This is a genomic window from Paenibacillus antri (assembly GCF_005765165.1).
Classification (GTDB): Bacteria; Bacillota; Bacilli; order Paenibacillales; family YIM-B00363; genus Paenibacillus_AE; species Paenibacillus_AE antri.
On the sequence record NZ_VCIW01000001.1, the window covers coordinates 328440 to 341621 of the forward strand.

At 59.7% G+C, this 13182-nt stretch carries 16 protein-coding genes; 7 read left to right on the forward strand and 9 right to left on the reverse strand.

What is annotated here, in order from left to right; translation table 11 throughout:
• Position 1 precedes the first annotated feature (1 nt).
• The 3 genes from FE782_RS01265 to FE782_RS01275 are packed head-to-tail and all read right to left on the reverse strand — an operon-like array spanning position 2 to position 2973.
• Positions 2-898, reverse strand: coding sequence for a carbohydrate ABC transporter permease (locus FE782_RS01265; protein ID WP_138191694.1), 897 nt, complete (start codon positions 896-898; stop codon positions 2-4).
• Positions 895-1839, reverse strand: a complete 945-nt coding sequence (locus FE782_RS01270) for a carbohydrate ABC transporter permease (RefSeq protein WP_138191696.1) — start codon at positions 1837-1839, stop codon at positions 895-897. Before FE782_RS01270 ends, FE782_RS01265 begins: the two co-directional genes overlap by 4 nt.
• 18 nt (positions 1840-1857) lie before the next feature.
• Positions 1858-2973, reverse strand: coding sequence for a mandelate racemase/muconate lactonizing enzyme family protein (locus FE782_RS01275; protein WP_138191698.1), 1116 nt, complete (start codon positions 2971-2973; stop codon positions 1858-1860).
• A 175-nt stretch (positions 2974-3148) separates the two neighbouring features.
• Between FE782_RS01275 and FE782_RS01280 the strand changes: the two genes are divergently transcribed.
• A complete protein-coding gene (locus tag FE782_RS01280; protein WP_138191700.1) occupies positions 3149-3832 on the forward strand; it encodes a GntR family transcriptional regulator in 684 nt (227 codons plus the stop codon).
• Positions 3833-4393: 561 nt separating this feature from the next.
• Here the strand turns inward: FE782_RS01280 and FE782_RS01285 are convergent.
• Positions 4394-5578, reverse strand: a complete 1185-nt coding sequence (locus FE782_RS01285; RefSeq protein ID WP_238392294.1) for a UxaA family hydrolase — start codon at positions 5576-5578, stop codon at positions 4394-4396.
• Positions 5556-5867 carry a UxaA family hydrolase gene (locus FE782_RS01290; protein ID WP_138191704.1) on the reverse strand — a complete coding sequence of 104 codons (312 nt, stop codon included), beginning with the start codon at positions 5865-5867 and terminating at the stop codon, positions 5556-5558. Before FE782_RS01290 ends, FE782_RS01285 begins: the two co-directional genes overlap by 23 nt.
• Positions 5868-6019: 152 nt before the next feature.
• Here FE782_RS01290 and FE782_RS01295 point away from each other — a divergent pair, with 152 nt between their 5' ends.
• A complete protein-coding gene (locus FE782_RS01295) occupies positions 6020-6805 on the forward strand; it encodes an SDR family NAD(P)-dependent oxidoreductase (protein WP_138191706.1) in 786 nt (261 codons plus the stop codon).
• Positions 6806-6848: 43 nt separating this feature from the next.
• On the opposite strand, the gene dapF is transcribed toward FE782_RS01295, so the two are convergent.
• Both dapF and FE782_RS01305 read right to left on the reverse strand, forming a co-directional pair.
• Entirely contained in the window at positions 6849-7850 is a 1002-nt protein-coding gene (dapF, locus tag FE782_RS01300) for a diaminopimelate epimerase (protein ID WP_138191708.1), read from the reverse strand.
• A gap of 60 nt (positions 7851-7910) precedes the next feature.
• The gene (locus FE782_RS01305) at positions 7911-8654 is read right to left on the reverse strand and encodes a hypothetical protein (RefSeq protein WP_138191710.1); all 744 of its coding nucleotides are present in this window, start codon (positions 8652-8654) and stop codon (positions 7911-7913) included.
• A gap of 160 nt (positions 8655-8814) precedes the next feature.
• Here FE782_RS01305 and FE782_RS01310 point away from each other — a divergent pair, with 160 nt between their 5' ends.
• Together FE782_RS01310 and FE782_RS01315 are read left to right on the forward strand one after the other, a co-directional pair.
• Positions 8815-9354 (forward strand): GNAT family N-acetyltransferase, encoded by a 540-nt coding sequence (locus FE782_RS01310; RefSeq protein WP_138191712.1) that lies wholly within the window; start codon positions 8815-8817, stop codon positions 9352-9354.
• Complete coding sequence (locus tag FE782_RS01315) at positions 9351-10115, forward strand: CPBP family intramembrane glutamic endopeptidase (protein ID WP_138191714.1); 765 nt, start codon at positions 9351-9353, stop codon at positions 10113-10115. The genes FE782_RS01310 and FE782_RS01315 overlap by 4 nt, the downstream gene beginning before the upstream one ends.
• Here FE782_RS01315 and FE782_RS32730 read toward each other — a convergent pair.
• Entirely contained in the window at positions 10112-10837 is a 726-nt protein-coding gene (locus FE782_RS32730; RefSeq protein ID WP_238392295.1) for an SEC-C metal-binding domain-containing protein, read from the reverse strand. The two genes, FE782_RS01315 and FE782_RS32730, sit on opposite strands and share 4 nt — an antisense overlap.
• An 837-nt stretch (positions 10838-11674) precedes the next feature.
• On the opposite strand from FE782_RS32730, the gene FE782_RS01325 reads away from it, so the two are divergent.
• From FE782_RS01325 to FE782_RS01330, 3 genes are read left to right on the forward strand one after another with little or no spacing between them, the layout of a single operon-like run.
• A complete protein-coding gene (locus tag FE782_RS01325) occupies positions 11675-12202 on the forward strand; it encodes an accessory gene regulator ArgB-like protein (RefSeq protein WP_158299198.1) in 528 nt (175 codons plus the stop codon).
• Positions 12199-12321: a hypothetical protein gene (locus FE782_RS33070; protein ID WP_274388661.1), complete on the forward strand. Its 123-nt coding sequence runs from the start codon at positions 12199-12201 to the stop codon at positions 12319-12321. Before FE782_RS01325 ends, FE782_RS33070 begins: the two co-directional genes overlap by 4 nt.
• Positions 12322-12342: 21 nt before the next feature.
• Entirely contained in the window at positions 12343-12678 is a 336-nt protein-coding gene (locus FE782_RS01330) for a LytTR family DNA-binding domain-containing protein (RefSeq protein WP_158299199.1), read from the forward strand.
• 24 nt (positions 12679-12702) lie between these two features.
• Here FE782_RS01330 and FE782_RS01335 read toward each other — a convergent pair whose 3' ends face one another.
• A complete protein-coding gene (locus FE782_RS01335; protein WP_138191720.1) occupies positions 12703-13131 on the reverse strand; it encodes a DUF1801 domain-containing protein in 429 nt (142 codons plus the stop codon).
• Between the last annotated feature and the right edge of the window lie 51 nt (positions 13132-13182).

Sequence of the window (13182 nt, forward strand, 5' to 3'; positions counted from 1 at the left end):
ATTAGCCTTTCACTCCGGTAAATACGATCCCCTTGACGAACACTTTCTGGCTGACGAAAAACAGGAGAACGCATGGAATGATGGAATAAATCGTCGCCGCCATCAGCAGATGCAGCTCCGGCGACGAACGAGCCGAGCCCTGGAAGTACGACAAGCCGAGAGCGATCGTCCGCTTGCTCTCGTCCGTCAAGTAGATGAGCGGACCCATGAAGTCGTTCCACGTCCACATGAACGAGAACACCGCGGCGGTCGCGAGCACCGGCTTCGTCATCGGCACCATGATGCGGAGCCACGTGGAATACGCGTTGCAGCCGTCGATCCGGGCCGCGTCCTCGAGCTCCTTCGGCACGCCCATGTAGAACTGTCTCATCAGGAAGATGAAGAAGGCGCTTCCGAAGAACGACGGTACGATCAGCGGGAGGAACGTATCGATCCACCCGAGGCGGTTGAACAGCAAGTAGAGCGGAACCATCGTCACCGCCGCCGGCAGCATGAGCGTGGACAGCAGGACGAGGAAGATCAAATCCTTGCCGGGCGCCCGCAGCCGGGCGAAGCCGTACGACGAGAACGAGCAGGAGAACAACGTCCCTATGAGCACGAACACGACGATCGTGAAAGAATTGAGCGTATATAACGGAAAAGGGAACGTCGTCAGCGCCTCGGCGTAATTGCCCCATTGAATCGGATCCGGGATCCACTCCGGCGGGAACACGTACACGTCGATCTTCCGCTTCAGCGACGTCGAGATCATCCACGCGAACGGCGCGAGGATGACGATCGCTCCGGCGATGAGCAGCGCGTACGAGAACGCGGCCGTCAGCCGATCGCTTAGCCGCTTCCCCATCTTGGGGCGCGGCGCGACGCCCGCGTTCGACGATAGGTTGCTGGAGAGCGTCATGCCGTTTTCCCCCTTGCCTTCGATTTCTTGCCGCCCTTCTGCTCTTCATAAAATACCCACATCGGCGAAGAACGAAAGACGAGCAGCGTCAGCAGCAGAATGACCAGGAACAGCACCCAGGCGAACGCGGACGCGTAGCCCATAGAGAAGTAGTTGAACGCTTGGCGATACAAGTACAGCACAGCGAACAGCGTCGAGTTGTTCGGACCGCCCGCCGTCATAACGTAGCCCTCCGTGAACACCTGAATCGAACCGATAATGCCCATGACCAAGTTGAAGAAGATGACCGGCGACAGCATCGGAATCGTCACGCTTAAAAACTTGCGGAACCGGTTCGCGCCGTCGATCTCCGCCGCCTCGTACAGCTCCGTCGGGATGCCTTGGAGTCCCGCCAGGTAGATCAGCATGCTGCCCCCTACGCTCCAGAGGCTCATGAGAATGAGCGACGGCAGCGCCCACTGCTCGCTGAAAATCCAGGCCGGACCTTGGATGCCGAACAGCCCGAGGAACCAGTTCAGCAAGCCGAACTCCGGGTTGAACACCCATTTCCAAAGCAGCGCGACGGCGACGCCGGAGATGACCGCCGGCAAATAGTAGATGACGCGGAATAAATAAATGCCCTTGAGCGTTTGGTTCAGCAGCATCGCCAGCAGCAGGGCGACGACGAGGCCGAGCGGAACGCTGACGCCCGCGTAGATGAACGTGATCTTCATCGAATGCCAGAAAAATTTATCTTGGAACAGCTCTACGTAATTCTGTAAGCCGACCCACACCGGCGTGCTCAAGATATCGTAATCCGTGAACGAGATGTAGGCGGAGAAGAGAATCGGTCCCAGCGTAAACACGAGCAGGCCGATAATGGCGGGACTCATGAATACGTAACAGTCGATCGCTTCCTTCCGGGAACGCGTCAATTTCTTGCTTCGGGTCGAAGTCATCATCGTGCGCAGTCACCCCTTTCAGGCCTTGTATCGCGCTTCTACCTCCGGGTCGATGTCGATGCCGAGTCCGGGGCGATCGGGAAGGTGGACGTAGCCGTCTTCGAAACGGATCGGATTCTGTACCAAATGGCGCGCGAGCGGCGATTCCGACATCGTGTATTCGAGCAGGAAGCCGTGCGGCATGCTGGCGACGAAGTGCGTGCTCGCGGCGACGAGAATGCCCGTCTTGAACGCGTGCGGCACGACCTTCTTGTTGTTGTCGTACGCCATGTACGCGATCTTCTTGCCCTCCGTCAGACCGCCGCAGCGCCCGAGGTCCGGCTGCAAGATGTCCAGATGCGCGTCGCGGATGAGCCGCTCGTACGCGAGCCTGCCGCTCTCCTGTTCGCCGGCGGCGATGTAGATGTCCGCCGCGTCCGCCAGCAGCGCGTACCCGCGGTGATCGTCCGGCGGCAGCGGCTCCTCGATCCAGTAGACATTGAACTCCTCGAACCGTTTCGCCATCCGAATCGCCTGCTGCGCGTCCCAGGTGTGCCCGATGTCGACCATGAGATCGATATCGTCCCCGATCGCCTTGCGGAGCGTGCGGATCGCCTCCACGTCGAACTTGTCGTCCTTGCCGAGCGGTCCCCAGCCGAACTTCACGGCGCGGTAGCCGAGCTCGACGTACCGTTCCGCGAGCGACGCCGCTTCCTTGATCGTGTCCGGCATGAGCAGACTTGCGTACGCTTTCACTTTGTTCCGGTACGCGCCGCCGAGCATCTGCGCCGCGCTGCGGCCCGTCGCCTTGCCGATAATGTCCCACAGCGCGATGTCGATGCCGCTCATCGCATGCAGCGCGGGTCCGCTCCGGCCGAAATAGAGCGAGCCCTGGAACATCTTGTGCCACAGCCGCTCGATGTCGAACGGATCTTCTCCGATCAGGAGCTCCTTCAGGCCGTTCGCGATCGAGTGCGACGCGTGCGCCTCGACGACCGCCCGCGCGACGGCCGGCGCCGAATCGATCTCGCCGATTCCATAGATGCCTTCGTCCGTCTGCACCCGGATCAATAAGGTGTCTTGCGTGCCGTCGCATTTCGTCGCGTCGATGACCGGCAGTTTGAGGTATATGACTTCTACGTCGGTGATCTTCATATAGGTTCCCCCCATGCTGTGACGATTTTGGAAATTGGTAAGTGAAGCGCTTTCAATTTGCTTACTTAACACTATAATATGCTGATTGTAGATTGTCAACAATCCGTTATTGACTCTATTTTCGTTGGAGCATACACTAGGAGTATCAAGATCTTGGAAGACGGAGTGGTGTACGATGTCGTCATTTAAATTTCCCGAACAGAAAGCCGTATCGCTTCGACACCGCATCGCCGACGACATCCGACGCGCGATTCTGGAAGGAAAGCTGAAGCCTGGGGACCGGCTGCTCGAGCTGGAGATGTCGAAGCAGATGGGCGTCAGCCGCGGACCGATCCGCGAAGCGCTGCGCGCGCTCGAGCAGGAGGGACTGCTGCATTCGCAGCCGTTCAAGGAAACCGTCGTGGCCGAATTTTCGACCGAAGAGGTCGTTCACGTCCTCATTCCGATTCGTCTGACGGTCGAGACGTACGCGCTTCGGAAAGCGCTTCCGACCTTCGTCGAGCAAGATTTCGCGTTCCTCGAGCAATGCCTCGCCAGCATGCGCGTGAACGGCGAGGCGAACGACGTCGTCGGCCTCGTCGAGAGCGATCTCGCGTTCCATGAATATATCGTCGTCAAGTCGAACGTGCCGAACCTGATGAACATCTGGTCCAGCATCTTCACTCGGATTCGGATGCACTTCTACATGCAGGATCAACATTTCGAGGACGTGACGAAGGTGTGGGAGCAGCATCAGCCGCTGCTCGACACGATGCGCACCGGCGACGTCGAGCGCGCTTGCGCCGAGCTGACGCGGCATATTTACGACACGAACCTGCAGTCGCTCGGCTTGCCGGTGCCGCCGATCGTCGGGCGGTAGCGCCGCGACGGCAAAGAAGGACCGCCAGGGGGGATCCCCTGGCGGTCCTTCGCGTTTGTAGTCGGAGTTGCTCCGACTACTTTGTCTTTGCGCCGTCGGCCGGGCTGCGGTCGGAATTTCTCCGACTAGTTCGCCAATTGCACCACCATGCAGCACTTTTCGCACCATACCGCAGCAATTTTCGCCCCATCGTAGTGCACATCGCCTGCCTCAGCAGGCCGCTAGAGTAACATTACTCCCCAATCGCACCACCATGCAGCACTATTCGCACCATACCGCAACAAGTTCCGCCTCATCGTGGTGCATATCGCCTGCCTCAGCAGACAGCCAGAGTAACATGACTCGCCAATCGCACCGCCATGCAGCACCTTTCGCACCATGCCGCTACATATTCCGTCTCATCATGGTGCACATCGCCCGCCACAGCGGACAGCCAGAGTAACATGACTCGCCGATCGCACCACCTTGCAGCACTTTTCGCACCATGCCGCAGCAATTTTCGCCCCATCGTGGTGCACATAGCCCCTATCCGCGACACCCAAGTAACCTACGCTCGCCGAATTAGAACGTCGGCCCGATCCGCCAGATGCCGAAATCGTGCTGCTTCAAAATTTCCGACTTCGTCCACTTGCCGTTGCACACCGCGACGACCTCGTCCATCAGCCGATCCGCCGCCGCAGCGATCGATTCGGTCCCGTCGATGACGGTGCCCGCGTTAAAGTCGATGTTGTCCCCCATCTTCTCGAAGATCGGCGTGTTCGTCGAGATTTTGATGCACGGCGCGATCGGCGAGCCGGTCGGCGTTCCCCGCCCCGTCGTGAACAGCACGAGCTGCGCGCCGCCCGCGACCATGCCGGTCATCTGCTCGATGTCGTGGCCCGGCGTATCCATCCAGACGAGCCCCCGCTTGCTCGGCCGCTCCGCGTAGTCGATCAGCTGCTGCAGAGGGCGCGTGCCGGATTTCGCCGAGGCGCCGAGCGACTTCTCCTCGAGCGAGCTCAGCCCGCCCTTAATATTGCCCGGGCTCGGATTGCCCGTGCGGATGTCGATGCCCATGCCGATCGCCCGCCGCTCCATCGCTTGGATAACCTGGAAGACGCGCTTGCGGGTATGGTCGTCTACGGCCCGCTCCGCGAGCAAGTGCTCCGCGCCGATCAGCTCCGTCGTCTCCGCGAGAATCGACGTGCCGCCTTCGTCGATGAGCGCATCGCTGAACCGGCCGACGACCGGATTGGCCGACAGCCCCGAGCAGGCGTCGGAGCCGCCGCATTCCGTGCCGACGATCAGCTCCGCTAGATCGCATTCGACGCGCATTTGGGCCGAAGCCTCCTGGACCATGCGGGCCGCGTTCTTCGCCGCCTCCGCGATCGCCTGCAGCGTGCCGCCGTGGTCTTGGATCGACACGAGCGCGACCGGCTTGCCGGTCTTTTGCAGCTCCGAGTAGACGCTTCGCGCCTGGTGCGTCTCGCAGCCGAGCCCCATGACGACCACGCCGTAGACGTTCGGGTTGGCGCCCATCCCGTAGTACGTGCGGAACGTCTGCTCGTAGTCGATGCCGACCTGCGCGCAGCCGTGCTGATGAATGAACGAGTAGGCGCCTTGCACCAGCTCCGCCGCTTGCTTCGCCGCCTGCGTCGCGCACGTGATCGTCGGCAGGATCAGCACATGATTCCGAATGCCGATCCGTCCGTCCGGACGGCGGTACGCCCATATTTTCCGACCGCTATGCCCCGTGTTGTTCGACAATCCGATCGCCCCTTCCCCGTTTGCCCTCCAGATTGTGCACATGGACGTGCTCGCCCGGCCGAATGTCGCCTTTCGCCGCGCCGATTACGGATCCGTACTTGCGAATGTCCTCGCCTGCGCCGATCGAGCGCACCGCGAACTTATGACCGAATTCGATCGACTCCCGAAGCTCTACCGCGATCGCCTCGCCGTCCGTCTCGACCTTGACGACCGCGCCCGCCTCGATCGGCTCCAGCGCCGTCGCTACATTGTCCGTCCGATGCAGCCATACCGTCTTGTACCCCGTCATCTTCGTCCCTCCGTCCTGAAATTCTCCGTCAGCTTCATGATAGCTCACCCCTTTTGAAAGCGCTATACTTTTACGAAGGGAGGCGCCCGTTCCGGAATTTGGTATACTACTAGGGAATCGATGGGATATCGGGAAAATGGGAGGCACACGTCATGGATTTAGGCTTGCAAGGGAAAGTCGCCCTGATTACGGGCGGTAGCAAAGGGATCGGCCTCGCGACGGCGATGCGCCTCGCGCGCGAAGGCGCCGCCGTGGCCATCTGCGCGCGCGACGAAGCGCATCTGCGGGCGGCCGCGGGGAGAATCGCCGAAGAGACGGGATCGACGGAGGTGCTGTTCGTGGCCGCGGACGTCACGAAGCAGGAGGATTGCGAACGCGTCGTCGCCGCGACGGTCGAGCGGTTCGGACGCCTCGACGTCCTCGTCAACAATGCCGGCACGTCGGCGGCGGGACCGTTCGAGCGCGTGACGACCGACGCGTGGCAGCAGGATCTCGATCTGAAGCTGTTCGGGGCGATCCACTGCTCGCGGGCGGCGGTCCCGCATCTGCGGAACGCCGGCGGCGGCTCGATCGTCAACGTCACCGCCTCGTTCGCGAAGACGCCGGGCGCCTCGTCGCTGCCGACGAGCGTCAGCCGCGCGGCGGGCATGGCGCTGACGAAGGCGATGAGCCGCGACCTCGGACCCGACCGCATTCGCGTAAACACCGTCTGCATCGGACTGATCCGCAGCGACCAGATCGAAAAGGCGTGGCAGCGAACGGCGCCGGACCTCGCCTGGGAGCAATACGCCGCCGATCCGCGGCACGACGTCCCGCTCGGGCGAATCGGCGATACCGAGGAAGCCGCGAACGTCATCGCGTTCCTCTCGTCGAGCGCAGCCTCCTACGTCACCGGTACGTCCGTCAACATCGACGGCGGCAAAGGGGCGGCGTTATAAAAAAAGCGCGGCCCTCCTGGATTGGAGGGCCGCACTTCCATTTTTACAGCTTATAAAACGACGCCAGATCGATCTCGCGTCCGACCGACGCCACCAGCCCGTCGTACTGCCGGTTTTCCTCTTCGAAGTACGTCCGCTCGCCGACCGTCCAACCGCTCGGGTCCGCCGAAGGGACCGCAAGCGTCGTCTCGAACACCCAAGTCGCGTTCCCGATCAAGTGCACGCTCGCTTCGCCGCGCGCGATGCCCTCAGCGTCGCCGTCCACCAAGCAATTCACCATGCCGCCCTTGTTATACACCTTGATCGGCACGTTCGGGTCGCAATGGCCGAGCAAGCAGGAGACGAAGGACGACGCCGACATCGCCGTACCGCACGAATTGGTGATCCCGACGCCGCGCTCGTACGTCAGCACGAACACCGAATTGCGTTCCAGCACCTTAAGGAAGCTCATGTTGACGCCGCGGGGGAATACGGTTCTCTCCCGGTTCGCCCGCTCCGCGATATCGACCAGCTCCGGCTCGAACGTATCGACGACCGCGATCGCGTGCGGGTTCGGGATGCTCGCCGCCGTGAACCGAAGCGTCGGCGACAGCTCTTCGATCGGACGGTCGATGTGCGGATCCGCGCTCGAAATCATCGGCAGCGACGCGATGGCGAGGCTGGGCTCCCCGATCGTCACGTCGAACGTCGGCACGTTCGGGAACAAGTCGGCGACGCGGCGAATCGGGATGTCCCGCTTCATCGTCTCGATAACGACCTCGTCCTTGCCGAGCAGCTCGCATACGTAGCGGCCGACGCAGCGGACGCCGTTGCCGCACATCTCGGCCTCGGAGCCGTCCGTATTGAAGAAGCGCATCCGCGCGTCCGCATGCTCGCTTCGTTGGACGAAGAGCAGGCCGTCGGAGCCGATCAGCTTCCCGCGGTCGCTTAATTCCGTCACCAGCTTGACGCGAAGCGCCTCGTCGATGCCGTAATCGTTCGAGATTTCGTCGATCAGGACGAAATCGTTGCCCGAACCGTGACACTTCAACAGCTTTATATTCATGAAAGATCATACTCCCCGAATGGATATATCTCTTTATTGTAACGATTCGGCGCGCGCAAGTCATCGGTTTTTTTCGCCCTCGGCCTCGACGAGAGTCAGCCCCTGCGGCGCGTACCGGTAGTCGGTCGTCGTCTCCGTCGATATCGAATACGCCTCGAAGACGCCGGCGCCTGCAACGTACCGGACCGAATCCGCGTCCAACGCCTCGTTCACGTCGGCGTATTCGAACCGACCGCCTTCCCAACGGTACACGTAGGCTTGCGACGGCAAGCCGTGCTCGGACACCACCTCTTCCGTCCCGTCCCCGTCGAGGTCGACCTCCATAGCGTTTCCTGTGTCCACGCGGAGAAGCACGGTGTCGGCCTCTTCCTTCTCCGCATCCGCGTACACCGCAACGGGCGCGTTCGCTCCGTAGACGCCCTTGAACCGGATGACGCGCTTCCCGCCGAACGATATTTCGGCTATCGATAGCAGCTCCGCGTCGTATGCGGGCTGCGGCCCGCCCACCGGGCCGACGCCGCGGGCGAGCTCCTCGCCGTCGAAGGCGATCGCGCCGTACAGATGCTCGGAATCATCCGCGATCGCGTACACGTACGCCGTGCCGCCCTCGATCGGTCGCTCCAGAATCGTCTCCTCCCATTCCCCCGGACGCGGCGCGGGCAGGCCGATATCGGTCGATTCGATCGACCGGAACGTCAGCGGGACCGGCGCGGCCTCCGCCGGCGGCGCCTCCCGCTCCGCGCAAGCGGCAAGCGTCAGCAGCAAGCCGGCGGTCGACAGCGCCCTTACTATGCAAGGTCTCATACAAGGAACTCCTCCTTCGATTATCCATTGTGCCCAACCTTCGCGGGAAAGCGCCCCCTCCAAGCGAAGCGAGGCAATTTTCATCCGTTCTAATGTGCTTGTTAGAACAAACTTCCGAAGGTATGATGAGGGTTCACATGAGAAATACGAGGTGACCGGCATGGAAGGAAACGTTGAAACTCAATACATCGCTGCGTCCGAAAAGCTCGCGATCCGGCGTTCCGGCGCGGACGATCTGGCGTTCGTGGTCCGCGCGGAGCGGGAGGACGAGAACCGCCCGTTCATCGCGCCGTGGGAGAGAGAGCGTCACGCGGCGGCGCAGAACGACTCGGACGCGATGCACCTCTTGATCGAGGATCCCGAGGCGAACCCGGTCGGCTTCGCGATCGTATACGGACTTCTTAACCCGAACCGAAGCATCGAACTCCGGCGGCTCGTCATTACGGCCAAAGGCCGCGGTTACGGCAAGGAAGCGCTCCGCATGCTCCAAGTGTTCGCGTTCGGCCGGCTCCGGGCGCATCGGCTGTGGTTGGACGTGAAGGAGAGCAACGAGCGCGCCAAGCGCTTGTACGAGTCCCTAGGCTTCCAGCACGAAGGCAAGCTCCGGGAGTGCATCCGCACCGCCGCCGGGTACGAATCGCTGCTCGTGATGAGCATGCTGGCGCACGAATACGCGCGAGACAACGAGGTCGCCCCTTGAAGCGGTTGATCCTAGGCGTCGCCGGGTTCCTTCTATTAAACGTATATTTCAATGCGACGACCCATTTCCTCCCCCATCCGATCCTGCAGTTCCTGGGGTTGCTCCTGTTTTTCCCGTTGGCCGCAGCCGTCGCGCGATGGAACGGGCTGCCGGGACTGCGCGGGCTCGGACTCGTTCGAAGCCGGACGGCGGCCCGGCATTTCGCGATGAGCTTCGTGCTCGGCTTCGGCTGTTGGGCGCTCATGTACGCCGCCTATTGGGGGCTTGGGAAGTTCGACATCGTCGGTTGGAAAACGCCGCTCGACGCCGTATTGACCCTCGTCCAAATTATGGCGGGCTACTTCTTCGGCTCGCTGATTAACGACCTGATCACGCGAGGATACGTGCTGAATGTACTGCGCGGCAAGCTCCCCCCGCTGCTGCTCGGCGCCGTCAGCGTCGCGATCTATGCGCTGGACGACTTCTGGAACGGAGATGTCACCGCGATGAACTTCGTCTTCTCGCTCGCGCTCGGCTGCTCGCTGACGTACGCCTTCCTTAGAACGGGCACCGTATGGGCGAATACGGGCATCCACTTCGGCCTGAACATGGCGTACGGCTTGCTGTACGGCTTAGGCGGCAGCGTCGGCGGGGGCGTATGGACGATGCGCGAAGGCGAGCTCGCTTCGCTGCCGAACAACGCGATTTTACTAGGTACGACGCTCTTGTTATTCGCGGCGGTGTACATGTACTACCGGAAGTCGTCGACCGTTCGCGCTTAAGCGCCGCAGCACTTCTTATATTTCTTCCCGCTGCCGCAGGGGCAAGGATCGTTCCGCCCGGCCTTCGCGGCCGCCGGAGCGGAAGCCCCTTGCAACCGCTGCATCGCCTTCCCGACGGCTTCCGCCTCCTTCGTCAAGCCGGCTTCGAGATAGAGATCCTGCAGCCGTTCCATTACGACGGTACGTTCCTCCAGCCCCTCGACGGCGAGCGCGCGCAACAGCACGTCGGCGCCGCGGACCGCGTCTCGGACCTCCTTTTCCCCGAAACTCCCGTATTGCTCGGCCCAGCCGATCCACCCCCACGCCCAGGTCGGATGCTCCTCCGTCAACGTCCGGAAGATCGCCTCCCCTTCTCGGTAATCGCCAAGCTTGAAGCGGGCTTCGGCGATCGCCCGGCGCATGTGCAATCCGTCCTGATCGTTCGGATTCGCCATTCTCGCCAAATACGCGCTGCAAAAATCGACGCACATCCGGGCATACTCGCGATCGTCCAGGATGGCGTTATGCAGTTCCATTTCGAACCGCGGCGCCCAGTTTTCGATGGACTGCTCCCCGTCGAATACGGGGTCGAATCGATCGACGGTCGCGATCTGGCGCGCGTCCATCTCCCGTTCGATCCCTTCCCAAACTTGCATCCATACGTCGCAAGCTCCCAGCGTATCGCCTTCCATCGACAGCTTGTACCCTTCTTGCATGCGTTCATCCAGCGCCTTCAACGACACGGGCGTTCGCCTCCTCGACTCTCGTTTTCCATCCCTACATTATAACACTGTTCCCATCGATCTATGAAAATAGCAAATCCTGCTAAAAATAGCTTGTTGGTTGCCAAAACATAGGTTATATTTTCCTTAAGAGCAGAAACGATTTAGGGCGATAAGCTTTCGACCCGGAATCTTCCGCGAGGAGAGCGCTTCCGATGGAATTTACATTGTTTATGATTTTTTCGATGGTAGAAGCCTTCGCACTCTATTATTTTATGTTTCGACTGTTTAAGATCGATTTGCACATTCCGTCGATCGTTTTCGCGTCGCTGATAGGCTCTTATGCGTCTTATACGCTGCGAATCTCTTCGACATTGCCGGACGTAGACATATTCGTCCAGGTATCGCTCATTATTGCATTCGTGCGACTGTTGTTCCAAGTTCCTTTGTATTACTCCGTTCTTATGGCATGCGTCTCGTACGCCTCATTCGTACTTATCCAAATTTCGTTGCTGTTCATTCTCACCGCTTCCTTCCCGGTCCCTCGCGACCTTGACCCCACGCAGAATATGATTTACGGCGTCCAAACGGGGACAGCGCTTGTCGTTACGTGGATCGGATGGTTGATACATAAGAAGAGAAAAGGCTTTTCCTTTATACCTCATAGTTCTTTCATCCCCGTGAAGATGAAGTCTTATCAAGCGGCATTGCTGATCCTTTACGTTCTAACGTTCTGTTCGGTACCCATAACGTACTTACTGTTATATAAATTCAGTCCTGCCTTTATCACTACGCCGTTTATCATCGGCCTCTTATTGACATTATGTCTTTATGCCGCTTATAGGAGCGATCGGACGCATGATTGAAACTGTCGCGAACAGAGCCGCGGGTTGGATCCATCGTCATTCGCCGGATTCAACGGCCAGCCAGGAAGTGTTAACTTACGCGTTGTCGATTTATTTCAACGCGTTCTCGATAGTGTCTCTTTCGCTCCTAATCGGTTTTTTCGCCGGAACGTTCATAGAAACGGTAGTAGTTATCGTCGCTTTTAGCGTCTTGCGCGCCTTTAGCGGCGGGAACCATATGCGGACACCGATGATGTGCCTGTTGGTTTCGGTTGCTGCATTTACGTCCATTCCGCACGTTCCTGCTCCGGAGCCATGGCTTCGCGATGCGCTCCTTTGCGTCAGCCTCCTATTGGCGCTTCTCTTTGCGCCGAATGTACGTCACGACCCTATATACGGGAACAAACTGCTGCCGTATATGAAATGGATCGCCGTCGCGATCGTCGGGACGAACTTCCTGATCGCATCATGGGTAGTCACCCTTGCCTTTTTCATTCAATGCATCACCCTTATTCCGCTGCAAAGGAGGTGTATGAAATGAAGCTTCGAGTAGCCTATGCCGCATCGAGAGGACTCGGTCTTAGCGCGCGGTGGTTCGTGAAGGGGTTCAAGTTCTTCCTCTTCTCGCCGGAAGTACCGAAGGAATTGAGCAAGGAGTAAGTACATTGGGGATGGGACATGATGAGGGTGCTTCGTCGAGACGGGACCGTCTGCGAATTGAGCGAAGATCAAATTCTATATATTACGACGTTCCAGAAGGTGATCACCGTTCACACTCGCGACGGGGAATACATCTTCCCGACCACGTTCGAGCATGTGCAGCGCGTCATCGAAAGTTTGGGGTTCGCCAAGCTTGACCGCTCCTTCCTTGTACAGCTGGGGAAAGTGTGCCGGTACGACGCGGAACGCCGCGTCGTCCATTTCGACGATGCCCCCGGCATAAGCGCACCCGTATCCGAGCCCAATGTCGCCAAAGTCGTAGACTATCTGAAAGACAAAAAATCGGAGAACCCGTAGCGGGTCTCCGATTTTTTCGTGCGTTTACGACTTTGGGTAGGTTTCTTGCAGGAATTCCACGGATCTAGCGATCAGCTTCTTCATCACTTCGACGTCGACGTCGGCGACTTTGTTGATATAGACGCAGCCCTTGCCGGCCGTATACTTGCCGAAATGCTGCAGCAGCGCCCCTCTTGCTTCCTCGTCGCCCGGCGCGAAGTACAGGCTGATCTTCGCTTTCCGCGGCGAGAAGCCGACGAGCGGCGCGTCGCCTTCGTGGCCCGAGGCGTACTTGTAATGGTAGGAGCCGAAACCGATGATGCTCGGTCCCCACATTTTCGCGGGGAATCCCGTCGTCTCCGCGAAGATGTCCAGGAGCTGATAGGCGTCTTCCCGCTTCTTCGGGTTGTCGACCTGCTCGATAAACTCGATGACGCTGTTTTCGGTTTCCTTCGTCTTCGCTTCGTATGCCACTGTTCGCTGCCTCCCGATCAACCCTTTTCCCAAACCATGAATCTAGTATAA

Coding starts and splice junctions, on each gene's coding strand:
- dapF (WP_138191708.1), bottom strand. CDS start 7,850: ATGAATATAAAGCTGTTGAAGTGTCACGGTTCGGGCAACGATTTCGTC.
- FE782_RS01295 (WP_138191706.1), top strand. CDS start 6,020: ATGGATTTAGGCTTGCAAGGGAAAGTCGCCCTGATTACGGGCGGTAGC.
- FE782_RS01275 (WP_138191698.1), bottom strand. CDS start 2,973: ATGAAGATCACCGACGTAGAAGTCATATACCTCAAACTGCCGGTCATC.
- FE782_RS01290 (WP_138191704.1), bottom strand. CDS start 5,867: ATGACGGGGTACAAGACGGTATGGCTGCATCGGACGGACAATGTAGCG.
- FE782_RS01310 (WP_138191712.1), top strand. CDS start 8,815: ATGGAAGGAAACGTTGAAACTCAATACATCGCTGCGTCCGAAAAGCTC.
- FE782_RS01270 (WP_138191696.1), bottom strand. CDS start 1,839: ATGATGACTTCGACCCGAAGCAAGAAATTGACGCGTTCCCGGAAGGAA.
- FE782_RS01280 (WP_138191700.1), top strand. CDS start 3,149: ATGTCGTCATTTAAATTTCCCGAACAGAAAGCCGTATCGCTTCGACAC.
- FE782_RS01325 (WP_158299198.1), top strand. CDS start 11,675: ATGATTGAAACTGTCGCGAACAGAGCCGCGGGTTGGATCCATCGTCAT.
- FE782_RS01330 (WP_158299199.1), top strand. CDS start 12,343: ATGAGGGTGCTTCGTCGAGACGGGACCGTCTGCGAATTGAGCGAAGAT.
- FE782_RS01305 (WP_138191710.1), bottom strand. CDS start 8,654: ATGAGACCTTGCATAGTAAGGGCGCTGTCGACCGCCGGCTTGCTGCTG.
- FE782_RS01265 (WP_138191694.1), bottom strand. CDS start 898: ATGACGCTCTCCAGCAACCTATCGTCGAACGCGGGCGTCGCGCCGCGC.
- FE782_RS33070 (WP_274388661.1), top strand. CDS start 12,199: ATGAAGCTTCGAGTAGCCTATGCCGCATCGAGAGGACTCGGTCTTAGC.